Annotated in this window: 20 protein-coding genes; 9 read left to right on the top strand and 11 right to left on the bottom strand. The window is 61.9% G+C overall.

Going from position 1 to position 24,660, the window contains the following annotated elements:
* Positions 1 to 372 precede the first annotated feature (372 nt).
* Entirely contained in the window at positions 373 to 1,062 is a 690-nt protein-coding gene (locus PMA3_RS08745) for an MlaA family lipoprotein (protein ID WP_064676784.1), read from the bottom strand.
* Positions 1,063 to 1,260: 198 nt separating this feature from the next.
* Here PMA3_RS08745 and PMA3_RS08740 point away from each other — a divergent pair, with 198 nt between their 5' ends.
* Both PMA3_RS08740 and PMA3_RS08735 read left to right on the top strand, forming a co-directional pair.
* Positions 1,261 to 1,881 carry an HAD superfamily inactivated hydrolase PcrP gene (locus PMA3_RS08740; RefSeq protein ID WP_064676783.1) on the top strand — a complete coding sequence of 207 codons (621 nt, stop codon included), beginning with the start codon at positions 1,261 to 1,263 and terminating at the stop codon, positions 1,879 to 1,881.
* A 125-nt stretch (positions 1,882 to 2,006) separates the two neighbouring features.
* Positions 2,007 to 2,270: a DUF4404 family protein gene (locus PMA3_RS08735; protein WP_064676782.1), complete on the top strand. Its 264-nt coding sequence runs from the start codon at positions 2,007 to 2,009 to the stop codon at positions 2,268 to 2,270.
* 228 nt (positions 2,271 to 2,498) lie between these two features.
* Here PMA3_RS08735 and queF read toward each other — a convergent pair whose 3' ends face one another.
* Together queF and copI are read right to left on the bottom strand one after the other, a co-directional pair.
* Positions 2,499 to 3,329 carry an NADPH-dependent 7-cyano-7-deazaguanine reductase QueF gene (gene queF / locus PMA3_RS08730; protein ID WP_064676781.1) on the bottom strand — a complete coding sequence of 277 codons (831 nt, stop codon included), beginning with the start codon at positions 3,327 to 3,329 and terminating at the stop codon, positions 2,499 to 2,501.
* Between the two features lie 310 nt (positions 3,330 to 3,639).
* Complete coding sequence (gene copI / locus PMA3_RS08725; protein WP_064676780.1) at positions 3,640 to 4,161, bottom strand: copper-resistant cuproprotein CopI; 522 nt, start codon at positions 4,159 to 4,161, stop codon at positions 3,640 to 3,642.
* A 155-nt stretch (positions 4,162 to 4,316) separates the two neighbouring features.
* On the opposite strand from copI, the gene PMA3_RS08720 reads away from it, so the two are divergent.
* Both PMA3_RS08720 and PMA3_RS08715 read left to right on the top strand, forming a co-directional pair.
* Positions 4,317 to 4,997 (top strand): heavy metal response regulator transcription factor, encoded by a 681-nt coding sequence (locus PMA3_RS08720; protein WP_064676779.1) that lies wholly within the window; start codon positions 4,317 to 4,319, stop codon positions 4,995 to 4,997.
* Positions 4,997 to 6,346, top strand: coding sequence for a heavy metal sensor histidine kinase (locus PMA3_RS08715; protein WP_064676778.1), 1,350 nt, complete (start codon positions 4,997 to 4,999; stop codon positions 6,344 to 6,346). The genes PMA3_RS08720 and PMA3_RS08715 overlap by 1 nt, the downstream gene beginning before the upstream one ends.
* Before the next feature lie 122 nt (positions 6,347 to 6,468).
* Here the strand turns inward: PMA3_RS08715 and PMA3_RS08710 are convergent, their stop codons facing one another.
* The 3 genes from PMA3_RS08710 to PMA3_RS08700 all read right to left on the bottom strand — a co-directional run bounded on the left by PMA3_RS08710 (position 6,469) and on the right by PMA3_RS08700 (position 9,718).
* Complete coding sequence (locus PMA3_RS08710) at positions 6,469 to 7,713, bottom strand: lipoprotein-releasing ABC transporter permease subunit (RefSeq protein WP_064676777.1); 1,245 nt, start codon at positions 7,711 to 7,713, stop codon at positions 6,469 to 6,471.
* 63 nt (positions 7,714 to 7,776) lie between these two features.
* Positions 7,777 to 8,460, bottom strand: coding sequence for a lipoprotein-releasing ABC transporter ATP-binding protein LolD (gene lolD, locus PMA3_RS08705; protein ID WP_167355116.1), 684 nt, complete (start codon positions 8,458 to 8,460; stop codon positions 7,777 to 7,779).
* Positions 8,461 to 8,467: 7 nt separating this feature from the next.
* Positions 8,468 to 9,718, bottom strand: coding sequence for a lipoprotein-releasing ABC transporter permease subunit (locus PMA3_RS08700; protein ID WP_064676775.1), 1,251 nt, complete (start codon positions 9,716 to 9,718; stop codon positions 8,468 to 8,470).
* Between the two features lie 94 nt (positions 9,719 to 9,812).
* On the opposite strand from PMA3_RS08700, the gene PMA3_RS08695 reads away from it, so the two are divergent.
* Together PMA3_RS08695 and PMA3_RS08690 are read left to right on the top strand one after the other, a co-directional pair.
* Complete coding sequence (locus PMA3_RS08695) at positions 9,813 to 10,394, top strand: PilZ domain-containing protein (RefSeq protein ID WP_064676774.1); 582 nt, start codon at positions 9,813 to 9,815, stop codon at positions 10,392 to 10,394.
* 14 nt (positions 10,395 to 10,408) lie between these two features.
* Positions 10,409 to 11,131 carry a glycerophosphodiester phosphodiesterase gene (locus PMA3_RS08690; RefSeq protein WP_064676773.1) on the top strand — a complete coding sequence of 241 codons (723 nt, stop codon included), beginning with the start codon at positions 10,409 to 10,411 and terminating at the stop codon, positions 11,129 to 11,131.
* Positions 11,132 to 11,173: 42 nt separating this feature from the next.
* On the opposite strand, the gene sthA is transcribed toward PMA3_RS08690, so the two are convergent.
* The 3 genes from sthA to PMA3_RS08675 all read right to left on the bottom strand — a co-directional run bounded on the left by sthA (position 11,174) and on the right by PMA3_RS08675 (position 15,550).
* Entirely contained in the window at positions 11,174 to 12,568 is a 1,395-nt protein-coding gene (gene sthA / locus PMA3_RS08685) for a Si-specific NAD(P)(+) transhydrogenase (RefSeq protein ID WP_064676772.1), read from the bottom strand.
* Between the two features lie 208 nt (positions 12,569 to 12,776).
* Positions 12,777 to 13,721 (bottom strand): FAD:protein FMN transferase, encoded by a 945-nt coding sequence (locus PMA3_RS08680; RefSeq protein ID WP_064680641.1) that lies wholly within the window; start codon positions 13,719 to 13,721, stop codon positions 12,777 to 12,779.
* Between the two features lie 365 nt (positions 13,722 to 14,086).
* Positions 14,087 to 15,550, bottom strand: a complete 1,464-nt coding sequence (locus PMA3_RS08675; protein WP_064676771.1) for a glyceraldehyde-3-phosphate dehydrogenase — start codon at positions 15,548 to 15,550, stop codon at positions 14,087 to 14,089.
* A gap of 362 nt (positions 15,551 to 15,912) precedes the next feature.
* On the opposite strand from PMA3_RS08675, the gene mfd reads away from it, so the two are divergent.
* The 3 genes from mfd to PMA3_RS08660 are packed head-to-tail and all read left to right on the top strand — an operon-like array spanning position 15,913 to position 22,641.
* Positions 15,913 to 19,362, top strand: a complete 3,450-nt coding sequence (gene mfd, locus PMA3_RS08670) for a transcription-repair coupling factor (protein WP_064676770.1) — start codon at positions 15,913 to 15,915, stop codon at positions 19,360 to 19,362.
* 10 nt (positions 19,363 to 19,372) lie between these two features.
* Positions 19,373 to 19,939 carry a CsiV family protein gene (locus PMA3_RS08665; protein ID WP_064676769.1) on the top strand — a complete coding sequence of 189 codons (567 nt, stop codon included), beginning with the start codon at positions 19,373 to 19,375 and terminating at the stop codon, positions 19,937 to 19,939.
* Positions 19,940 to 19,950: 11 nt separating this feature from the next.
* On the top strand, positions 19,951 to 22,641 hold the full coding sequence (locus PMA3_RS08660; protein ID WP_064676768.1) for a DEAD/DEAH box helicase: 2,691 nt from the start codon (positions 19,951 to 19,953) through the stop codon (positions 22,639 to 22,641).
* 144 nt (positions 22,642 to 22,785) lie between these two features.
* Here the strand turns inward: PMA3_RS08660 and PMA3_RS08655 are convergent, their stop codons facing one another.
* Positions 22,786 to 23,523 carry an S-methyl-5'-thioinosine phosphorylase gene (locus PMA3_RS08655; protein ID WP_064676767.1) on the bottom strand — a complete coding sequence of 246 codons (738 nt, stop codon included), beginning with the start codon at positions 23,521 to 23,523 and terminating at the stop codon, positions 22,786 to 22,788.
* A 9-nt stretch (positions 23,524 to 23,532) separates the two neighbouring features.
* Complete coding sequence (gene nagZ, locus PMA3_RS08650) at positions 23,533 to 24,531, bottom strand: beta-N-acetylhexosaminidase (protein WP_191637803.1); 999 nt, start codon at positions 24,529 to 24,531, stop codon at positions 23,533 to 23,535.
* Positions 24,532 to 24,660 lie beyond the last annotated feature (129 nt).

The following is a 24,660-nucleotide window of genomic DNA, read 5'->3' as shown; positions in this document are numbered from 1 at the left end:
GCGCAGACGGTACTCCCATCCGCGGGGCGTTTCAAGCTCACGCCGATGGTCGCTTGACGTCTTTGAGCGCCAAATGATCGGGAGTTATAAAAACCCGTTGAAACGTAACTGGATCGAAGGTCGTAACCTGCCGATTTAACAGGTATTTCGTATCTAACCGGATTAACACCTGTAGGAGCGAGCTTGCTCGCGAAGAACCCGAGGACAACGCGTTCATTCAGGAAATACGCGTTACCGTTAACGTCCATCGTCGGAACGCCGCCCGGAGCAAGCTCGCTCCTACAGGGGGTTGCGTTTGTTCAGGGACTACGCGTTATCGTTGACGTCCATCGTCGGAACGCCGCCCGGAGCAAGCTTGCTCCTACAGCCGGATCAGAAATCGTCTTCGACCTGGCCGTCCTTGACCTTGAATTCGCGATTCTGCAGGTACGCGTTACGGATGAAGGTGTATTTGTCGCCACGGATCAGCTTCTCGGCCGACAGCAGGTTGGCGCGGGTGTCGATGATGTTCAGGCCCATCACCGAGTTACGCACCGAAACGTCATCCATGTAGCGGTAGGGGCCGGTGTAGCCGTCGACATACTTGGACGGCGCGTCACGCAGGGTGCTTGGGCCCAACAACGGCAGCATCACGTAAGGCCCGCTGCCCATGCCCCAGTAACCGAGGGTCTGGCCGAAGTCTTCGTCGTTGCGCTGCAGGCCCATCTTGGTGCCCACATCGAAGAAGCCCAGCACGCCGAAGGTGGTGTTGAAGATCAGGCGCGCGGTATCGACACCCGCGCTGGCCGGTTTGGCCTGCAGGATGTTGTTGGCCAGGTTGGTGACGTCACCGACGTTGCGGAACATGTTGTGGATGCCGTCTTCGAGGAACTGCGGCGTCACGTACTGGTAGCCTTGAGCCAAGGGCTTCAGGGCATAGGTGTCCAGCACGTCGTTGAATGTGTAGATCGGGCGGTTGATGCTTTCCCAAGGATCTTCTTCCGTGGCGGCCTGGGCAACGAACGGAACCACCAGCACACTGGCGCACACACAAAGCTGAGCTAGATGATTGCTCCAGCGCATAGAAAACTCCTTGGATTGTTACTGGCGCGGGCACAGGGGCCCAAGCGATAAGCTGGCTAGTATAAGACGGAATAACCGCTTTAGGCAGCATCGTGCGTTCCAGGCTGCAGATTGGCGATGATGTTCGGCGATTAAGCGCAGTGTCATGCAACTGTCACCGTCGGCCCCTAGCCTCGAAACTATTTCAGGGACGTTACTATGCCGCTCGCCGAACCCAAGCCCCTTGCCGCCCCCAGCCTGACCGCCGTCCTGTTTGGCCTCAGCGGTTGCCTGGTGGACTTCGGCGCCCGCACCCACCGCCACGGCAGCCACGCCAACGCACAGGCCGAGGTCACGCCCGGAGCCTTGGAGAGCCTGCACGATTTGCAGCGCCAACAGATTCCTTGCGCCTGGCTCGATGAACTCCCCCCAGCCCTCTGCGATTCCCTGGCCGCCGCCCTGCCGGAATGGATCCTGCCGTCGCAACAACTTGCAACAATCAATCCGTGGCCGGCCCCCGATGCCTGCTGGCAAGCCTTGATGCGCTTGAAGGTGGAGCGCCTGGAAGGTTGCGTGCTGGTCAGCGGCGAACCGCGCTTGCTGCAATCGGGGTTGAATGCCGGTTTGTGGACAATTGGCCTGGCGTCCTGCGGCTCGCTCTGCGGACTGGCGCCCCACGAGTGGCAGGCCTTGACCCACCAGGAACGGGACATGAAACGCGGCAAGGCCACCGTGCAACTGTTCGGCCTGGGTGTGCATTCGGTGATCGATCACCTCGGCGAACTGGACACCTGCCTGGCCGACATCAGCCTGCGCCGGCTCAAGGGCGAAAAGCCCTGATCGCCGCCCCGCACCGATGAACGCATGCAGGTTGCGCGGGAGTGGATTAATCTAAGGGTAAGCCGTAGACCTTTGGCATGCTGCTGAGGTCTATGCCAGTGCCTAACGATAAAAGGAAGAACGCCATGCCTGCCCGCGACCTGCAAGAACAGCTCAATACACTGCGCGAGCAATTGGAACAGAATCCACCGCTGACCGAAGCCGAGCGCGCAGACCTGCACGAGCTGATGCAGCAGATCGAACTTGAGCTTGAACTTGAAACCAAAACCCAGGACTCCAGCCTTTCCGATAATGTGAATCTGGCTGTCGAACGCTTCGAACTCGAACACCCTACCCTGGCTGGCACCTTGCGCAACATTGTGCAGGCGTTGGGCAATATGGGGATCTGATCCCGCCGGATACAAAAAAGCCCTGCCAGCGATGGCGGGGCTTTTTCATATCGGCTACTTGAAATGCGACCCCCCCTGTAGGAGCGAGCTTGCTCGCGATGGTCGTTAACGATAACGCATGTTTGCTGGTTAAACGCGGCGCTCTTGAGTCCATCGTCGGAACGCCGCCCGGAGCCAGCTCGCTCCTACAATTTCCTTAACTGACTGGCATTAAGCCACAGAGGTTCTTTATTGACGGACCAGGCGGTGGTTCGGCAGTTGCACTTCTTCGGTGCTGCGATAGGGGTTGATGTCTAGTCCACCGCGGCGCACATACCGTGCATACACCGTCAGTTTCTCCGGCTTCAACAGCCGCTGCAGGTCGAGGAAAATCCGCTCCACGCACTGCTCATGGAAGTCCGAATGCTGGCGGAAGCTGACGATGTACTCCAGCAGACTCGCATGATCCAGCGCCGCGCCACGGTACTCCACCGCCACGCTGCCCCAGTCCGGCTGGCTGGTGACCGGGCAGTTGGATTTGAGCAAATGGCTGTGCACGCTCTCCTCGACGATGCGCGACTCGTCGCAGCGCAACAGCTCCGGACGCGGATGTTCATAGTTGCTCACGCTGATATCCAGCTCATCGATGCACACGCCCGGCAACGCCACGACGCCTTCGGCTTCAACCTCTTGCAGACGGCGAATGCGCACCCCGACCGGTTTGCCGGCGGCGGCAGACAGGTCCTTGACCAGCGTGGCTTCCAGGCCGGCGTTATCGGCAAACGGGGTCTGGTTCAGGGAGTTCAGGTACAACTTGAACGACTTGGACTCAATGATGTTTGGCGAATCCGCCGGGATGCTGAACTCGCCAATCGCCACCACCGGCTTGCCGGACGGCAACAACCACGACAGCTCGAAGCAGTTCCAGAAGTCCACGCCCTTGTAGGGCAAGGTTTCAGCCGTCAGGCCCAGTTCGGCCCATTTCGCGGCGCGCGGGATCGGGAACAGCAAGGACGGCGTGTAGGTGGCGATGTATTCGCTGGATTTGCCCAGCGGCGAGTGTTCGGCTGCGGGATGCATGGCGGAAACCTGACTGAAGAATCAGAGGATTCTACCAGTCTTTGCGCCCCCTGTAGGAGCAAGCTTGCTCGCGATGGTCGTCAACGATAACCCGTGCCTACTGGTTAAACACAGCCCCCTGTAGGAGCGAGCCTGCTCGCGATGGTCGTTAACGATAACGCGTGCTTACTGGTTAAACGCGCCCCCCCTGTGGGAGCGAGCCTGCTCGCGATAGTCGTCAACGATAACGCGTGCTTCCAGGTTAAACGCGGCGCTCTGTAGTCCATCGTCGGAACGCCGCCCGGAGCAAGCTCGCTCCTACACGGCACTCCTACGGCCCCACCGTCAGCTTACCGACCATCCCCGCCTGGTAGTGGCCAGGAACATTGCAGCCAAATTCCAGCTCAGTCCCTTTAGTGAAGGTCCAGGTCAGCTCGGCAGTTTTACCCGGTTCTACCAGCACGCTATTGGGGTCATCATGCTTCATGCCATGATCCATACCGGGCATTGCGCCGTGGTCCATTTCCTTCATGCCAGTCGGCGTGAGCATCCCGCTTTGCTGCATCTTCAGCATTTCCTGCTGATGCCGGGCATGCATCGCCACATCGCCAAGGTTGAATTCATGCAGCAACTGGCCTTTATTCACCAGCACGAAACGCACGGTCTCACCGGCCTTGATCCCGATCGCCTTCGGCGTGAACGACATGTCGCCCATCACCACTTCAACGCTGCGGGTCGCCTTGGCGGCCGGGGCGGGTTGACCGAAATCGAAGGTATGCGTCGGCGATGCCCACGCCGGCGAGCCCAGCGCCAGCAAACATGCGGCCAGCAACAGAGGTTTGCGCAAAAACATGGTCGTACTCCAACAAGATGAGGTTCAGCCTGTGGAAAACTTTAAACTGCTACCGCTGCCGACAACCTGACACCCGGATTACAACTTTGTCAGGTTGGCCTGTACTGATGCTGGCCAAGGTATAAAGCGTTCGTTCCATCTGCCCCGAGTTGCCCATGAAACTGCTGATCGTCGAAGACCAACCGAAAACCGGCCACTACCTGCGCCAGGGCCTCACCGAGGCTGGATTCAACACCGAACTGGTGGCCGACGGCAGTACCGGCCAGCAACTGGCGCTGAGCGGCGATTACGCGCTGTTGATCCTCGATGTGATGCTGCCCGGCCGCGATGGCTGGCAGATTCTGCAGGCAGTGCGCGGCGCCGGCCTCGACACCCCGGTACTGTTTCTGACCGCCCGTGACGCGGTGGAGGACAGGGTCCACGGCCTGGAGCTGGGTGCCGACGATTACCTGGTCAAACCCTTCGCCTTCTCCGAACTGCTGGCCCGGGTCCGCAGCCTGTTGCGTCGCGGCAGCGCCACCCCCCAGGAAACCAGCCTGCAACTGGCCGACTTGCGCCTGGACCTGATCCGCCGCCGGGTCGAACGCAACGGCCAGCGCATCGACCTGACCGCCAAGGAATTTGCCTTGCTGGAAATGCTCCTGCGCCGTCAAGGCGAAGTCCTGCCCAAGTCGCTGATCGCCTCCCAGGTCTGGGACATGAATTTCGACAGCGACACCAACGTCATCGAAGTGGCGATCCGCCGCTTGCGCCTGAAGATCGACGATGAGTTCCCGAACAAGCTGATCCACACCGTGCGCGGCATGGGTTATGTGCTTGAAGAGCGCCCGGCCTGATGCGTCGACTTTCGTTGAGCAGTCGCCTGGCGCTGTTGTTTGCCGCCTGCACCGCCGTGGTTTCTCTGTTCGCCGGGGTGCTGTTCAGTCGCGCCAGCGAGGCGCACTTTGTGGAACTGGACCAGCAATTGCTCGACGGCAAGTTGATCGGTCTGCGCCGAGCGCTTCAGGATCTTCAATCGAGCGCCAGCGAAGTCAAACTGGCGGACGAGTTGAGCCGACAGGCCGATTTGTCGCTGCGGATCACCGGCAGCGATGGCCGGCGCTGGTACGACAGTTCGCCGCGCCTGCCCGCCACGCTGCCACAGCAACCAGGCCTGTCGACCCTCAACGACGCCGGCACCGACTATCGCGTGCTGCAGGCGCCGCTGTTCCCCGATCGACCCGATTCGCCACAGCTGACACTGCTGCTGGACATCACCCATCACCAGCACTTTCTGCAACGCATGCAGCACCTGATCTGGCTGACCGTGGGCCTGTCAGCCCTGGCCACTGCCCTGCTCGGCGCCTGGGCGGCGCGCAGCGGCTTGCGTCCCTTGCGCCGCATGAGTGCAGTGGCCCGCGGCGTGTCGGCGCAATCGCTCAATGCGCGCCTGCCCGAAACAGACATGCCGCCGGAACTCGCGGAAATGGCCCACCACTTCAACGCCATGCTCGGTCGCCTCGACGACTCTTTCCAGCGCCTCTCGGCGTTTTCCGCCGACATCGCCCACGAACTGCGTACGCCGCTGTCGAACCTGCTGACCCACACCCAGGTCACCCTCACCCGCCCGCGGCCGATCGAGGATTATCGCGAAGCGCTGCACAGCAACCTCGAAGAGCTGCAATGGATGGCGCAACTGGTCAACGACATGTTGTACCTGGCCAAGGCAGACCACGGGTTGTTGATGCCCAGGCGCGAGCCGCTGGATCTGGCGGAGGAAGTGGATGCGTTGCTGGAGTTCTTTGCGCCGTTGGCGGAGGACGCGCAGGTCAGGTTGAGTCGTGACGGCAGCGCGCAGATGGAGGGTGATCGCAGCATGTTGCGGCGGGCGCTGTCGAACCTGCTGGATAATGCGTTGCGGTTTACGCCGGCCCAGGGTGAGGTTCGGGTGTTGATAGTCGAACAGCCAAAGGTTTTGAGCCTGACGGTGGAGAACACCGGAGGCGGGATTTCGGAAGATTTGCTACCGCGATTGTTTGACCGGTTTTATCGGGCCGATCCGGCGCGCCATGAAGGCAGCAATGAGCATGCGGGGTTAGGGTTGGCGATTACCCGGTCGATCATTCGGGCCCATGGGGGGCAGATTCGGTGTGAGTCGGATCGGGGGTGGACGCGGTTTGTAATCGAGTTGCCAAGGGGGGATTGAGGCCAGCAGGGCCGGCCCCTTCGCGGGCAAGCCCGCTCCCACAGGGTTTGGAGTCGTTCACAAACGTGTGGTCAACTCGGTCACTGTGGGAGCGAGCTTGCTCGCGATGGCGGTGTAACGACTTACGAATAACGCAACGCAGTAGCCGGCTCAGTCTTCGCCGCACGCCAGGCCGGGTAAACCGTGGCCAGAAAGCTCAAGATGAACCCGGCGGAGCAGATCAACAACACATCCGCCCCCTGCAACTCCGACGGCAAGTTACTGACAAAATACACATCGGAACTGAAGATGTGCTGCCCGCTCACCCGCTCCACCCAGCCCACCAGCTCACTGACATTCAACGCGGCAATCACCCCGAGCACACCGCCGATCAAGGTCCCGACGACCCCGATCACCGTGCCCTGGACCATGAAGATCGCCATGATCTGCCGGGGAGTGGCGCCGATGGTGCGCAGGATCGCGATGTCCGCGCCCTTGTCGTTCACCACCATGATCAGGGTCGCGATGATGTTGAAGGCCGCCACGGCGACGATCATCAGCAACAGCAGGCCGATCATGGTTTTTTCCATCTTCATCGCGCTGAACAGGCTGCCCTGGGTGTGGGTCCAGTCGTCAGCCCGGTAGGCGCTGCCGAGACCCGCAGCCACATCGCCGGAGACCTGGGGCGCCGCGTACAAATCCTTCACCGCCAGGCGCACGCTTTGCACCTGGTTTGGTTCCCAGTGCTGCATCTGCGCGGCATCGGCCAGGTGGATCAGGGCCATCGAGCCATCCAGCTCGGCACCGACCTTGAACACACCGACCACGTTCAGCCGCTGCATGCGCGGGGTGATTCCGCCCGGCGCGGTGCTGACTTCCGGCACGATCAGGGTGATCTTGTCACCGACGTTCAAGCGGAACCGCCGCGCCGTGATCTCGCCGATCACCACGCCGAACTCACCCGGTTTCAAGGCGTCGAGGCGCCCCTGGACGATGTGCTTGGCGACGATCGAGACCTTGCCTTCCAGCGCCGGATCGACCCCGCTGACCTGGATCGGCTGCATCGTGCCCTTGTAGGACAGCATGCCTTCCATCTCGGTGAACGGCACGGCGGCGGTCACTTCAGGGTTTTTCATCGCGGCCGCGGCCACCGGTTGCCAGTCATCAATCGGATTGACGCCGACGATGGTCGCGTGGGGCACCATGCCGAGGATGCGCGAACTCATTTCGCGCTGGAAGCCGTTCATCACCGACAGCACCACGATCATCGCCAACACGCCCAGGGCGAGGCCGATCATCGAGGTCATCGAGATGAAAGAAACGAAGCGATTGCGGCGCTTGGCGCGGGTATAGCGCATGCCGATAAAGATCGATAACGGTCTGAACATTCGCTGGGGCACCGTATAAAAATAAAAGACCCGACGCCTTCTCAAGCATCGGGTTTCGGCCAATCAGATGGGCGTCAGGCAACCTTCCTGCAAGTGCAGGACGCGATCCATCTGGCGAGCCAGGTTCATGTCATGGGTTACCACCAGGAACGCGGTGCGCATCGAGACGCTGAGTTCCAGCATCAGATCCTGAATGCCCTGGGCAGTGTGGGAGTCGAGGTTGCCGGTCGGCTCGTCGAGCATCACCAGGCCTGGCCGGTTCACCAGGGCCCGGGCGATGGCCACGCGCTGACGCTCGCCACCGGACAGTTCGGCCGGCTTGTGTTCCAGGCGATGGCCCAGCCCTACCCGCTCCAGCAACGCCGTGGCGCGTTGACGCGCTTCTGGAATCGACGTCTTGCCGATCAACAGCGGCATGCAGACGTTTTCCAGCGCGGTGAATTCCGGCAGCAAATGGTGGAACTGGTAAACGAAACCCAGCGACCGATTGCGCAACAGACCGCGATTTTTCTCGCTCAAGGCCGACAGCTCTTCGCCATCCAGCCAGACGCTGCCCTTGGTCGGCGTGTCGAGGCCGCCCAACAGGTTGAGCAAGGTACTCTTGCCCGAACCCGAGGTGCCGACAATCGCCACCCGCTCACCCGGATGCAACTCCAGTTGCAGGCCGGCCAGGACCTCTACCGACTCCGGGCCTTCCTCGTAGGATTTGCCCAGGTCGCGGCAGCTCAAGATTGCTTTATCACTCATGCCCGACTCACTCATAACGTAGCGCCTCCGCAGGCTGGGTGCGCGCGGCACGCCAGGCTGGATACAGGGTGGCGAGGAAACTCAGGATCAACGCGGCGGCACTGACCAGCAACACGTCTTCGCTCTGCACTTGCGACGGCAGGTAATCGATGAAGTACACGTCGGCGTTGAGGAACTTGTGGCCGATCAGGCCTTCGAGGGCCGCGATCGCGGCGCTGACGTTCAGCGCGGCGAAGATCCCGACCACGGCGCCGATCAGCGTCCCGACCACACCGATCACCGTGCCCTGCACCATGAAGATCGCCATGATCGACCCCGGCGTGGCGCCGAGGGTCCGCAGGATCGCGATGTCGCCCTTCTTGTCGTTCACCACCATCACCAGCGTGGAAATGATGTTGAACGCCGCCACGGCGACGATCAGCAGCAACAGCAGGCCGATCATGGCTTTTTCCATGCGGATCGCCTGATACAGATTGCCGTGGGTGCGGGTCCAGTCCCGGGCGTAGTAATGATCTTCGCCGAGCTGCTGGGCGATGTTCCACGCGGTGCGCGGCGCCTGGAACAGGTCGTCGAACTTCAAGCGGATGCCCTGCACCTGCTCCGGCTTCCAGCGATGCAGCTTCCCCAGGTCCTGCAGGTTGGTCACGCCCAGGTAGCCGTCGATCTCACCGGCGCCGACATGGAAGATGCCGACCACGGTAAAGCGCTTCATGCGCGGGAACATGCCGGCCGGGGTCACGGTGACTTCCGGTGCCACGAACGTCAGCTTGTCGCCGATCGCCGCACCGAGTTTGGCCGCGGCCTTGTCGCCGATGACGATGCCGAAACTGCCCGGCGCCAGGGCGTCGAGCTGACCCTGCAGCATGAACTTGTCGATGATCGACACCTGCCGCTCCAGCGCCGGATCGATGCCATTGAGCAGGACCTTGGAGACCTTGCCCTTGTTGGTCAGCAACCCCTGCATCTGGGTGAACGGCGCCACGGCCGTCACCTGCGGGTTCTGCTTGACCTTGGCGGCCAGGCCCGGCCAGTCGTTGATCGGTTCACCGGACTCGATGGTCGCGTGGGGCACCATGCCCAGCACGCGGGTGCGCATCTCATGATCGAAGCCGTTCATGACCGACAGCACCACGATCATCACGACCACGCCGAGGGCGAGTCCAATGATCGAGGTCAGGGAAATGAAGGACACGAAATGGTTGCGACGCTTTGCACGGGTATAACGCGTGCCAATAAATACGAAGAGAGGTCTGAACATGTCGGGGCTTGTTCGGAGGGAAAAGGAACGTCCTTGTGGCGGGGGTCGATAACCAGCTTTACACTCAGACCACCGCCGCTACCATGGGTTCGCCATGTCGACATTAGATGAAGAAGATCGCCGCGAATACTACCGTATCGAGGACACGATCGCACTGGAAATTCGGCCTCTGTCCGCTTCCGAAGCCGCGGGCCAGGAAGTGTTGCAGGATGCTTCTCCACTCTTCAACTTGCTCAGCGAACTGCACCTCAGCGAATTCGAATCGCAACACCTGTTGCGCCAGATCAGCGAGCGCGACCGTAATCTCGCGGCGTTCCTCAAATCCCAGAACAAACGCATCGATCTGCTCAGCCAGGTGATCGCCCTCACCGTGCTCGGGCAAATCGGCGAACCGCAGCCGGTGATCATTTCCGAAGGCGGCATCGACTTCCAGCACCCGACACCCTTTGCCGCCGGCGCGCACCTGTCGATCAAGCTGGTGCTGATGCCGCAAGCCCTCGGCCTGTTGCTGCGGGCTCGCGTCACCCATTGCGACCCCAAGGGCGACGGCTACGACGTCGGCACCGAGTTCCAATACCCGACCGATGCCCAGCGGCAGTTGCTGGCCCGCTACATCTTGCAGAAGCAGGCCCAGGAACGACGCCTGGCCCGCGACCAATCCGAATCAGGCATTTAATTTAAGGAAGCACCGTGACCCTCATCTACGGCCACCGCGGCGCCAAGGGCGAAGCACCGGAAAACACCCTGACCGGTTTTCAGGAATGTCTCAAGCACGGCGTGCGCCGCTGCGAACTGGACCTGCACCTGTCCATGGATGGCGAGTTGATGGTCATCCATGACCCGACCCTCAAGCGCACCACCGACCGGCGCGGCAAGGTGGTCGAGCACACTGCAAAGGAGCTGGTGACCTACGACGCGCGCAAGGGCGGCCCGGGCTGGATCAAACCGTGCCCGATCCCGACCCTGGAAGAACTGTTCGAAAAATGCGATTTCGAGCATTGGCAACTGGAAGTCAAAAGCGCGTCACGTACCCGCGCCGCGAGCACCGTGCTGGCGATTCGTGAAATGGCGCAGCGCCATGGTCTGCTGGACAAGGTGACGATCACTTCGAGCTCACGGGAAGTGCTCAAAGCCGCGCTGGACCTGGTGCCGGACGTGTCCCGCGGACTGGTGGCCGAGTACGCCTGGCTCGACCCGTTGAAGGTCGCGCAAAGCTATGGCTGTGAGATTCTGGCGCTGAACTGGACCCTGTGTACGCCGGAACGCCTGCAGCGGGCGCAGCGTCAGGGGCTGCATGTGTCGGTGTGGACAGTCAACGAACCCGCGCTGATGCGCAGGCTCGCCGACTTCGGCGTTGACAGCCTGATTACAGACTTTCCCGGTTTGGCCAGCGCCACGCTCGAGAATTGCTGAAATCGGTCTCCCCGGCCGGCTCAGGCCACCGGCCGGAGCCGCTCAAAAAAGCCGGTTGAGGCCATCGTAGGCGGCTACCCGATAGGCTTCGGCCATGGTCGGGTAGTTGAACGTGGTGTTGACGAAGTACTTCAGGGTATTGAGATCGCCCGGCTGGTTCATGATCGCCTGGCCGATGTGCACGATCTCCGACGCCTGATAACCGAAGCAGTGCACGCCCAGTACTTCCAGGGTCTCGCGGTGGAACAGGATCTTCAGCATGCCCTGGGGCTCGCCGGCGATCTGTGCCCGCGCCATGCCCTTGAAGAACGCCTTGCCCACTTCGTACGGCACCTTGGCCTGGGTCAGCTCCTGCTCGTTCTTGCCGATCGAGCTGATCTCCGGAATGGTGTAGATCCCGGTCGGCACGTCGTTGACGAAGCGCCAGCTATGGTTGTCGACGATGCTGCCCGCGGCCGAACGACCCTGGTCGTGCGCGGCACTGGCCAGGCTCGGCCAACCGATCACGTCACCGGCGCCGTAGATGTTCGGCTTGCAGGTGCGGTAGGCCTCGTCGACTTCGATCTGGCCACGGCTGTTGACCTTCACGCCAACATTTTCCAGACCCAACTGATCGGTGTTGCCGGTACGGCCGTTGCACCAGAGCAAGGCGTCGGCCTTGATCTTCTTGCCGGACTTGAGGTGCAGGATCACGCCGCTGTCCACGCCTTCGACGCGGTCGTATTCTTCGTTGTGGCGAACGGTGATGTTGTTGTTGCTGAAGTGGTAGCTCAGGGCCTGGGAGATTTCCGAGTCGAGGAAGCTCAGCAATTGACCGCGGTTGTCCACCAGCTCGACCAGTACCCCAAGGCCGCTGAAGATCGAGGCGTATTCGCAACCGATCACGCCGGCGCCGTAAACGATGAGTTTGCGCGGGGTGTGGCCGAGGCTGAGGATGGTGTCGCTATCGTAGATGCGCGGGTGGTGGAAATCGATGTCCGCCGGACGATACGGACGCGAGCCGGTGGCGATGATGATGTGCTTGGCCACCAGTTTCTCGACCACGCCGTTGGCGCAGACCACTTCGATGGTTTGCTCGTCGGCGAAGCTGCCGGTGCCGAAGAACACGTCGACGCGGTTACGGGCGTAGTAGCCGGTGCGCGAAGCGACTTGTTTGGAAATGACTTTCTCGGCGCTTTTCAACACGTCCGGGAACGAGAACCAGCGCGGTTCACCAATGGCCCGGAACATCGGGTTGGTGTTGAACTGCATGATCTGCCGGACCGAGTGACGCAGTGCCTTGGACGGGATGGTACCCAGGTGGGTGCAGTTGCCGCCGACCTGGCGACGGCTATCGACCATCGCCACCTTGCGCCCTGCCTTGGCGGCATTCATTGCCGCGCCTTCTCCCGCCGGGCCGGAACCCAGTACCACCACGTCGTAGTTGTAGACAGCCATGCGTACTCCTCAGAACAGGCCGCGGCGCCCTCGGCACCTGCGGCTAAATCACGCCGATCTGTGGCGTGAAGGAACAATTTGGGGCCAGTGCAGAACCCGGGACACAGTCTATAGAAGCGTCAACGCCGGGCACATTAACCCTTGGTCGCGTCGTAGGCTACTTTTGCCTGCACTACAACGCCAGTTTTCAATGGCTCAAGCGCCGTCATCACTCGGCCTTGGCACCGCTCAGGCGTTCGAAAGCCTGATTGGTTCGTATGACGAAACCGTTATCGGCACGAATCACAAAGAATGCGCCGATATCCTGTTGTTCGGCGTAGTCCCAACCCCGTACCGGGCCGAGAATCAGCAACAGGGTGGACAAGCCATCGGCCATCAACGCTGAAGGATGAATCACCGTGACCGACGCCAGGGTGTGTGAGACCGGTGCCCCCGTGCGGGCGTCGAAGGTGTGGGAATAGCGCTGGCCGTCCTGCTGGAAATAATTGCGGTAATCACCGGACGTGGAAACGCTGTAGCCGTCGACCGCCAGGATGCGTTGCGCGACTTGCCGATCATCCCGCGGCTCTTCAAGCGCGATGCGCCAGGGCGAGCCATCGAGTTTCCTGCCGGCCGCCTTGAGCTCGCCGGTGGCCTCGGCGAGGTAATTGTGGATCCCCATCGCCTCGAGCCGGGCGGCAATGGTGTCGACGGCATAGCCGGCGGCGAGGCTGTTGAAGTCGACTTCGACCGCCGCGTCCTTGCACAGCTGATCGCTTTCGACGCGCAGATGCTGGTAACCGACGCGTTGACGCACCTCGGCCAGCGCCTGGGCGGAAGGGACTTTTTCCCCACGGCCTTGCGGGCCGAAACCCCAGAGATTGAGCAAGGGTTCTACCGTCAGGTCGTAGGACCCTTCGCTTTGTTCCGACAGTTGCTCGGCGACACGGACCAGCTTGAGGATCGGCGCGGGCATTGTCTGACAGCGGTTGGCGGGGAGCGCGTTGAAGCGCTCGATGGCGGAGTCGCTGCGGTAGGTCGACATTTGCTGATCGACTTGCGCGAGGATCTTTTCCACCTCGACCCGGACTTCAGCCGGCGCCGGTAGACCGGTTTGGCGCAGATAGGTGATCGAGTAAGTGCTGCCCATGGTCGGGCCGCTGATGCTTTCCATGGAATCGCTGTTGCCGCAGCCGGATAACGCGCCAGTCAGGACCACAAGACCGCAAATCCGCCACTTCAACAAATCTGCATCCCCTGAAAAATCCCCTGACACAACGCCAAGGCCAGCCATTATGCGATAGAAACTGTGGGAGCGAGACCGGCTTGCCGGCGAAAGCGGACAGTCCCTCATCGCGAGCAAGCTCGCTCCCAGAGTGGATGTTTGGTGTGAACACTATCGCATTTACACCACAAAACCCTGTGGGAGCGGGCTTGCTCGCGAAGAGGCCCGCGCACGCACCACATCTGCACCCGCTTAAACCCCACAAACAAAAACGCCCCGACCAAAGCCGGGGCGTTTTCATGTGCAGCTAGTGCTTAGCGTGGAAACGCTGGCGGGTTAACCCCGGCCATGTCTTCCATCACACGCACCACCTGGCAGCTGTAACCGAACTCGTTGTCGTACCAGACGTACAGCACAACGCGGTTATCCTGAACGATGGTCGCTTCAGCGTCCACCACGCCTGCGTGGCGCGAGCCAACGAAGTCGGTGGACACCACTTCCTGCGAATTGACGTAGTCGATTTGCTTGTGCAGATCGGAGTGCAGCGCCATGTAGCGCAGGTACTCGTTCATCTCTTCACGGGTGGCGCCTTTCTCAAGGTTCAGGTTGAGAATGGCCATCGACACGTTTGGCGTCGGAACGCGGATCGCGTTACCGGTCAGCTTGCCGGCCAGCTCAGGCAGGGCCTTGGCGGCAGCGGTGGCAGCACCGGTCTCGGTGATTACCATGTTCAGCGCGGCGCTACGGCCACGGCGATCGCCCTTGTGGAAGTTGTCGATCAGGTTCTGGTCGTTGGTGTACGAGTGAACCGTTTCGACGTGACCGTTGATGATGCCGAACTTGTCGTTCACAGCCTTCAGCACCGGCACGATGGCGTTGGTGGTGCAGGAAGCGGCGGACACGATCTTGTCGTCAGCGGTGATTTCACCGTGGTTGATACCGTGAACGATGTTCTTCAGCTTGCCTTTGCCAGGCGCGGTCAGAACAACGCGGTCGATACCCGGGCAAGTCAGATGCTGGCCCAGGCCATCGGCGTCACGCCATACACCGGTGTTGTCCACCAGCAGCGCATTTTTGATGCCGTACTGGGTGTAATCCACTTCAGTCGGGTTTTTCGCGTAGATAACCTGGATCAGGTTGCCGTTGGCGGTGATGGTGTTGTTGGCTTCATCAATGGTGATGGTGCCATTGAACGAACCGTGCACCGAGTCGCGACGCAGCAGGCTGGCACGCTTGACCAGATCGTTCTCGGCGCCCTTGCGGACCACGATGGCGCGCAGACGCAGGCCGTCGCCACCACCGGTTTTCTCGATCAGGATACGCGCCAGCAGACGGCCGATACGACCGAAGCCGTACAGGACAACGTCGGTACCGGTGCGGCCGGAACCATTTTGCTTGCCGACCACATCGGCCAGCTCGTCACGGACGAAGTCTTCGGCGCTGCGGCCATTGCCTTCGGCCTTGAACTTGACTGCAAGCTTGCCCAGGTCGACCGATGCGGCGCCCAGCTTGAGCTCGCTCATCGCCTTGATCAGCGGGAATGTTTCGTGGACGGACAATTCGCTGTCATCGGACTGGCGATGGCGAGCAAAGCGGTGAGCTTTGAGAATCGCGATGACAGACTGGTTGATCAGACTGCGGCCATAGATCGAGCTCACCACGTTGTTATTGCGGTAGAGCTGACCGATAAGCGGAATCATCGCTTCTGCGAGTGCTTCACGGTCGATCCATTCACCAAGACACTGGTCGGGCTTCTGAGTCACGGTAACCTTCCACATGTAGGGGCAGAAAAAAGGGGCTACATTATGCCGCCGAGTGGCCCCCGTAGCAATGCGCGCCTGTCGCGCAACCAGTAACAACTTTCCCATCAAAAAAATCACGTCGCGCCGAAACCCAGTAAAACCGTGGCCTGCAGCCGAGTCAAAATTTTGGAGACAGCGCTGCCTTATCCGTAACCATCCGTAACACTGGTTCGTTTTGCCACTACATAATCCGTCATTTTTCCTCAAAAACGGCCCGATTTTGTCTTTACCACTACATTTGTCCCTGTTGAGGAATAGACACAGTCTGCAACTGACAGGCGGCACCCGGGACCGTTACAATTACCGACTTTGTCGCAACGCTTGGAGCTCAACCTTCCGTGCCCGTTCTGCGTCTACCGCTTCTCCCTGCCGCGGCAGGTAAACAGCACTGGGGCAACCTGCCCGGTGCCGCCCTGAGCCTGGCCATTGCCGAGGCTGCCAGCGCAGCCAAGCGCTTTACCCTGCTCGTGACCGCCGACAGCCAAAGTGCCGAACGGCTGGAACAGGAGCTGGGCTTCTTCGCCCCGGATTTGCCCGTGCTGCATTTCCCGGACTGGGAAACCCTGCCCTACGACCTGTTCTCGCCACACCAGGACATCATTTCCCAGCGCATCGCCGCCCTGTACCGGCTGCCGGAGCTGAGTCATGGCGTGCTGGTGGTGCCGATCACCACGGCCCTGCATCGCCTGGCGCCGACGCGATTCCTGCTCGGCAGCAGCCTGGTGCTGGACATCGGCCAGAAACTCGACGTCGAGCAGATGCGTACCCGGCTCGAGGCCAGCGGCTATCGCTACGTCGACACGGTGTACGAGCACGGCGAATTCACCGTGCGCGGCTCGCTGATCGACCTGTTCCCGATGGGCAGCAAACTGCCCTATCGCATCGACCTGTTCGACGACGAAATCGAGACCCTGCGCACCTTCGATCCGGAAAACCAGCGCTCCATCGACAAGGTGGACACCGTTCGTCTGTTGCCGGCGCGAGAGTTTCCGCTGCAAAAGGATGCGGTCACGCGCTTCAAGGCGCGGTTCCGCGAGCGCTTCGATGTCGACTTCCGGCGCTGCCCGATCTTTCAGGACCTGAGCAGCGGGATCACCCCGGCCGGTATCGAGTATTACCTGCCGTTGTTCTTCGACGAAACCTCGACGCTGTTCGATTACCTGCCCCAGGACACGCAAGTGTTCTCCCTGCCGGGCATCGAGCAGGCGGCGGAAAACTTCTGGAACGACGTGCGCAATCGTTACGAAGAGCGTCGCGTCGATCCGGCACGTCCTTTATTGCCCCCCGCCGAGCTGTTCCTGCCGGTGGAAGACTGCTTTGCGCGCCTGAAGGCCTGGCCGCGGGTGGTCGCCAGCCAACAGGACGTGGAAACCGGCGTCGGCCGCGAACGCTTCCCCGCTCGCGAACTGCCGAACCTGGCCATCGAAGCCAAGGCTAGCCAACCGCTGGCGGCCCTGGCGGGTTTCCTCGACGAGTTCCCCGGGCGCGTGCTGTTCACCGCCGAGTCCGCGGGCCGTCGCGAAGTGCTGCTGGAATTGCTCGAGCGCCTGAAGCTTCGCCCGAAAACCGTCGACAGCTGGCCGGACTTTGTCGCCAGCAAAGAGCGCCTGGCGATCACCATCGCGCCACTCGACGAAGGCCTGGTGCTCGACGACCCGGCCCTGGCCCTGGTCGCCGAAAGCCCGTTGTTCGGCCAGCGCGTGATGCAGCGCCGGCGTCGCGAAAAACGCGCCGATGCCAACAACGATGCGGTGATCAAGAACCTCACCGAACTGCGCGAAGGCGCACCGGTGGTGCACATCGACCACGGCGTCGGACGTTACCTGGGCCTGACCATTCTCGAGATCGACAGCCAGGCCGCGGAATTCCTGACCCTCGAATACGCCGAAAACGCCAAGCTGTACGTGCCGGTGGCCAACCTGCACCTGATCGCCCGCTACACTGGCAGCGACGATGCCCTGGCCCCGCTGCACCGCCTCGGTTCCGAAACCTGGCAGAAAGCCAAGCGCAAAGCCGCCGAACAGGTGCGCGACGTGGCCGCCGAACTGCTCGACATCTATGCCCGCCGCGCCGCCCGCGAAGGGTATGCCTTCGAAGACCCGAAAGCCGATTACGCGACCTTCAGCGCCGGCTTCCCGTTCGAAGAAACTCCGGACCAGCAAACCACCATCGAGGCGGTGCGCAGCGACATGCTCGCGCCCAAGCCGATGGATCGCCTGGTCTGCGGCGACGTCGGTTTCGGCAAGACCGAAGTGGCGATGCGCGCCGCCTTCATCGCGGTGCACGGCGGTCGTCAGGTGGCGATCCTGGTGCCCACCACCCTGCTCGCCCAGCAACACTACAACAGCTTCCGCGACCGCTTCGCCGACTGGCCGGTGACCGTGGAAGTGATGAGCCGCTTCAAGTCGACCAAGGAAGTCAACGCCGCGGTTGCCGACCTGGCCGAAGGCAAGATCGACATCGTCATCGGCACCCACAAACTGCTGTCCGACGATGTGAAGATCAAAAACCTCGGGCTGGTGATCATCGACGAAGAGCACCGCTTCGGTGTGCGCCAGAAGGAACAGCTCAAGGCCCTGCGCAGTGAAGTCGACATCCTTACCCTGACCGCCACGCCGATTCCGCGCACGCTGAACATGGCGGTGTCGGGCATGCGCGACCTGTCGATCATCGCCACGCCGCCGGCCCGTCGCCTGTCGGTGCGGACCTTCGTCATGGAGCAGAACAAAAGCACGGTCAAGGAGGCCCTGCTGCGTGAGTTGCTGCGTGGCGGCCAGGTCTATTACCTGCACAACGACGTGAAGACCATCGAGAAATGCGCCGCCGACCTCGCCGAACTGGTGCCGGAAGCGCGGATCGGCATCGGCCACGGGCAGATGCGCGAACGCGATCTCGAACAGGTAATGAGCGACTTCTACCACAAGCGCTTCAACGTGCTGATCGCCTCGACCATCATCGAGACCGGCATCGACGTGCCGAGCGCCAACACCATCATCATCGAGCGGGCCGACAAGTTCGGCCTGGCGCAGCTGCACCAGTTGCGCGGCCGGGTCGGTCGCAGTCACCACCAGGCCTACGCCTACCTGCTGACCCCGCCGCGCCAGCAGATCACTCCCGACGCGGAAAAGCGCCTGGAGGCGATCGCCAACACCCAGGACCTGGGCGCGGGCTTCGTGCTCGCCACCAACGACCTGGAAATCCGGGGCGCCGGCGAACTGCTTGGCGACGGGCAGAGCGGGCAGATCCAGGCCGTCGGCTTCACCCTGTACATGGAAATGCTCGAGCGCGCGGTGAAGTCGATCCGCAAGGGCGAACAACCCAACCTCGATCAGCCGCTGGGCGGTGGTCCGGAAGTCAATCTGCGGGTACCGGCGTTGATTCCCGAAGACTATCTGCCGGACGTGCACGCGCGACTGATCCTGTACAAACGCATCGCCTCGGCCACCGATGAGGATGGCCTCAAGGACCTGCAAGTGGAGATGATCGACCGTTTCGGCCTGTTGCCGGAACCGACCAAGAACCTGATGCGCATCACCGCGCTGAAATTGCAGGCCGAGTTGCTGGGCATCAAGAAAGTCGACGGCGGCCCGCAAGGCGGCCGGATCGAGTTTGCCACCCAAACCCCGGTCGACCCGCTGACCCTGATCAAGCTGATCCAGAGCCAGCCCAAACGCTACAAATTCGAAGGCGCGACGATGTTTAAATTCCAGGTGCCGATGGAGCGCCCGGAAGAGCGCTTTAATACTGTAGAGGCGCTGTTCGAGCGCCTCATTCCGAAAACTGCTTGAAGGACGCCGCATGCGCCTGTTCTACACACTGACCTTGCTGATGACCCTGGTCATCCCGACGGCATTTGCCGATGATCTGTATCAGGTCGAAATGATCCTGGTGCGGCAAAACGCCGTGCCTGCCATTGTCAGCAAAGCCGCGCCGGAAGACTGGGCGGCCGGCGCCCAGCGCATCGACCCCGAGAGCTTTCGCACGCCGAGCCTCAATCCCGAAGTGGACAAGCTCACCGCCAGCAACGACTACACGGTGTTGCTGCACAAGGCGTGGCAGCAAAACCTCGGCGAAGAAGCCACCAAAGTCGCGATCAGCGACGGGGCGGAACAGTTCGGCCAGTTCCCGATCGAGGGCACGCTGAGCCTGAAACTGGGCCGCTTTACCGACGTCGACGCAGATTTCTGGGTCAACCAGATCGACGCCAACGGCATGGTCACCGCCAGCGAACGCCTGAAGCAGGAAAGCCACACAAAAAACGGCCAGCTGAATTTCCTCGACAACGGCCACCTCGGCCTGCTGATCAAGATCACCTCGCTGACCGCCCCTGCGCCTCGGCCAGTCCCCGATGAAATTCCGGACTGATCGACGTCCTTATGTCCCCGACCCTGAGCAAACCCCTGGCACCTTCCTGGGTCAGCCGATTCAAGGAACAGAGCCTGGAGCGTGGCCGCCGCTACGCACTGGAAAATCGCGTCAGGATAGTCGAGGCCGGCGACGCCACCATCGTTGCCGCCTGCGAAGGCTCTGGCGGTAACGTTTACCGTCAGACCATTCGCCTGCGCGAGTCGGCCAAAGGCACCTTGCTGATGATCGACGCGCACTGCTCGTGCCCGGTCCACAGCAACTGCAAACACTGCGCAGCGGTGCTGTTGCAAGTGCAGGAAACCCTCGCCTACCCGGCCGCCGCCAAAGACGCCGAACTGCTGGAAAAACTCCAGGCGGTGCTGGAAAACCGCAGCCCGAAAGCGCCGCAAGTGCTGGTGGACAACGTGCAACCGGTGCCGCGCCTGTGGCTGGCGAGCGTCGAGTTCAGCGCCTTCGAACCGCGCAACGGCAAGATGCAGCGCTACATCCAGCATCGCGCCGCCCTGTCGTTCGGCTACCTGGATGAATACGTCAGCGGGCAGAAGAACGCCGACGTGCTGATTCGCCAGGAAACCCAGACACTGCGGATAAAACGTCACCCGGAAATCGAACAATCCTACAGGGAACAGTTGCGAATCCTCGGCTTCAAGGTCGCCACCCGGCAAAGCAAGGCCTTGCCGGAAAGCGCCGGCGAGCTGTTCGAGATGGTCAACGACAGCGCCTGGCTGACTTTCACCCTCAATGAGCTGCCGAAGCTGCGCACCCAGGGCTGGGAGTTGCAGATCGACGAGGACTTCGGTTTCGACCTGACCGCGGTGGACGACTGGTACGCCACGGTCGAACAGGCACCGGAACGTGACTGGTTCGACCTGGAACTGGGGATCATCGTCAACGGTGAACGCCTGAGCCTGCTGCCGATCCTGTTGAACCTGATGCGCTCCCACACCGAGATCCTCAACCCCGAGCGCCTGGCGCGACGGCGCGACGACGAGTTGATCCTGGTGAACATCCCCAATCGCCCCAACTCCGAACATGGGCCGTTGCAAGTCGCCCTGCCCTTCGGCCGCTTGAAACCGGTGCTGGCGACCCTCGGCGAGTTCTACCTGCAAGAGCCCGGCGAGACCACCCTGCGCCTGAGCAAGGCTGACGCCACGCGCCTGAATCCGCTGGAAGACCTGCCGCTGCTGTGGGAAGGCGGCGAACAGATCCGCACCTTTGCCCAGCGCCTGCGGGACATCAAGGATCACACCGCGACCGCCCCCGAAGACCTGAACGCCACCTTGCGGCCGTACCAGCTGGAAGGCCTGAGCTGGATGCAGTCGTTGCGCCAGCTGGAAGTCGGCGGAATTCTCGCGGACGACATGGGGCTGGGCAAAACCCTGCAGACCCTGGCGCACATTCTCAGCGAGAAGAACGCCGGGCGCCTGGATCGGCCGTGCATGGTGGTGATGCCCACCAGCCTGATTCCCAACTGGCTCGATGAAGCGGCGCACTTCACGCCGCAACTCAAGGTGCTGGCGCTGTACGGCGCCAGTCGCAAAAAGCACTTCGACCAGTTGGCCGATTACGACCTGATCCTCACCACCTACGCACTGCTGCCCAAGGACGTCGAGCGGCTGGCGGCGCAGCCGTTGCACGTACTGGTGCTGGATGAGGCGCAGTACATCAAGAACCCCAACAGCAAGGCCGCCCAGGCCGCGCGCGAGCTGAATGCGCGCCAGCGCCTGTGCCTGAGTGGCACGCCCCTGGAAAATCACCTGGGCGAGCTGTGGTCACTGTTTCACTTCCTGTTGCCGGGCTGGCTCGGCGACGTGAAAAGCTTCAACCGCGATTACCGCGTACCGATTGAAAAGCGCGGCAGCGAAGTCAGGCTGCAGCATCTCAATGGCCGGATCAAACCCTTCCTGTTGCGCAGGACCAAGGAACAGGTGGCCACCGAGTTGCCGCCGAAAACCGAGATCATCCACTGGGTTGAGCTCAACGAAGCCCAGCGCGATGTGTATGAAGCCATGCGCCTGGCGATGGACAAGAAAGTCCGCGACGAGATTACCCGCAAGGGGGTGGCCCGCAGCCAGATCATCATCCTCGAGGCGCTGCTCAAGCTGCGCCAGGTATGCTGCGATCTGCGCCTGGTCAACGAAGCGACCCTGCCCGCGCGCGGCAGCACCTCAGGCAAGCTCGACAGCCTGATGGAAATGCTCGAGGAGCTGTTCGAGGAAGGACGGCGGGTGTTGCTGTTTTCGCAGTTCACTTCAATGCTGTCGCTGATCGAGGACGAGCTGACCAAACGCGGTGTCGCCTACGCCCTGCTGACCGGCCAGACCCGCGACCGCCGCACGCCGGTGAAGGACTTCCAGAGCGGCAAGCGTCAGATCTTTCTGATCAGCCTGAAGGCCGGCGGCGTTGGCCTGAACCTGACCGAAGCGGACACCGTGATCCACTACGATCCCTGGTGGAACCCGGCCACGGAAAACCAAGCGACCGACCGTGCGTACCGCATTGGCCAGGAGAAACCGGTATTCGTCTACAAGCTGATTGCCCGGGGCACGGTGGAGGAGAAGATTCAGCACCTGCAAAAAGAAAAATCCGACCTCGCGGCCGGCGTGCTGGATGGGCGCAAGGCCGGGGACTGGAAGTTGCAGAGTGATGATATTGAAGCGCTGTTTGCGCCGTTGCCGGAGAAGCTGGAGAAGCGCTGAGGTCGGCGGCGCCAGTCAGATTGCTTTCGCGGGCAAGCCCGCTCCCACAGGGAGGTGCGGTGTTATCACCATTTGTGTGAACACCGCCGAATCCTGTGGGAGCGGGCTTGCCCGCGATGGGGTCAACCGGGTCTAGCGCCAGGCTCAGCCCTTGAGCACCCGCGCCAGCGTCGATGTAACCTTGCCCATCCCGTCCCGCAACGCCTGCTCGATCTCGGCCATGCTGATCACCGCCGCCGACTTGCCCGCCGCCGGGTTCACCACCAGCGCCAGGCAGGCGTAATCCAGCTCCAGCTCCCGGGCCAGTGCCGCTTCCGGCATGCCGGTCATGCCGACGATGTCGCAGCCGTCGCGCTCCAGCCTGGCGATTTCCGCGGCGGTTTCCAGGCGTGGCCCCTGGGTGCAGGCGTACACGCCCTGACCGCTATAACCAACGCCTTCCGCCGCCAACGCCGCAATCAACTGCTGACGCAGCGGCTCGCTGTAGGGGTTGCTGAAGTCGATATGGGTCACCTGCTCCAGGTTATCGGCGAAACAGGTGTGTTCGCGACCACTGGTGTAGTCGATCAATTGATGCGGGACGCAGAAATGACCGGTCACCATCGCCGGATGAATCCCGCCCACGGCATTGACCGCGAGAATCGCCTCGGCTCCGGCCTGCTTCAGCGCCCAGAGATTGGCGCGATAGTTCACCCGATGCGGCGGGATACGGTGCGGATGACCATGGCGCGCGAGGAACAGCACTTCCTTGCCGGCATACTCACCGATCTGTACCTCGGCCGACGGCGCACCGTAGGGCGTATCCACCGCCAGTGACTGGCGAATGTCCAGGCCTTCGAGCCGGGTCAGGCCGCTGCCACCGATAATCGCGTAAACCGTCATGGCTAGTCCTCAATCAATCAGTTGAGCTTCTTTGAGCGCGCCGACAGCTGCCAGCCAGCGCGGGTCCTGACGGTATTCAATGTTGGCGAAGGCTTGGCCGCGCATGCGCGCAATGCGTGGCGACGGTTTGACTTTCAGGCGCTGGGCGGCGCTCAGCGCGAGCTCGGCGGCGGCGCGGTCGTTGCACACCAGGCCCATGTCGCAACCGGCCGTCAGCGCCGCTTCGATACGACTGGCGGCATCGCCGACCACATGGGCCCCCGCCATCGACAGGTCGTCACTGAAGATCACACCGTCGAATTGCAACTCGCCGCGCAGGATGTCCTGCAACCAGCGGCGGGAGAAACCGGCAGGCTGGGCATCGACCTGCGGGTAAATGACGTGGGCCGGCATGACGGCGGCCAGCTGCTTGCTCAAGCGGGCGAACGGCACCAGGTCATTGGCGCGAATGTCATCGAGGCTACGCTCATCGTTGGGGATGGCAACGTGGGAATCGGCCTCGGCCCAGCCGTGGCCGGGGAAGTGCTTGCCGGTGGCCGCCATGCCGGCGCTGTTCATGCCACGGATGAAGGCACCGGCCAGCAAGGCCGCGCGCTCCGGGTCACCTTCGAACGAACGGGTGCCGACCACGGCGCTGCGCTGGTGATCCAGGTCCAGCACCGGGGCGAAGCTCAGGTCGAGGCCGACCGCCAGCACTTCGGTGGCCATGATCCAGCCGCACTGCTCGGCCAGGTATTCGGCATTCGGGTTGTCGGCAATGGCACGCATCGCCGGCAGCCGCACGAAGCCCTGGCGCAGGCGTTGCACCCGACCGCCCTCCTGGTCCACGGCCAGCAGCAGGTCGGGACGAATGGCGCGGATCGCGGCACTCAATTCACGCACCTGGCGCGGGTGTTCGATGTTGCGCGCAAAAATGATCAGGCCACCCACTTCGGGTTGACGCAACAATTGGCGATCTTCGGCCGTCAGCCAGGTACCGGCGACGTCCACCATCAACGAGCCTTGCAGGCCAGCAGTCATAGAAATTCCTTGAGAACGATGAACCCGGCTCGCACGCATTGGTCACCCCGGGTGATAGCCCGGTTGGCGAAAACAATGGGGTGCAGGTTCAAAACGAGAGTCGGCATGGGCGCCCAG

The organism is Pseudomonas silesiensis (assembly GCF_001661075.1).
GTDB classification, from domain to species: domain Bacteria; phylum Pseudomonadota; class Gammaproteobacteria; order Pseudomonadales; family Pseudomonadaceae; genus Aquipseudomonas; species Aquipseudomonas silesiensis.
The sequence above is the reverse complement of the archived record's forward strand: the minus strand, read 5'-3'. Positions and strand labels throughout refer to the sequence as shown.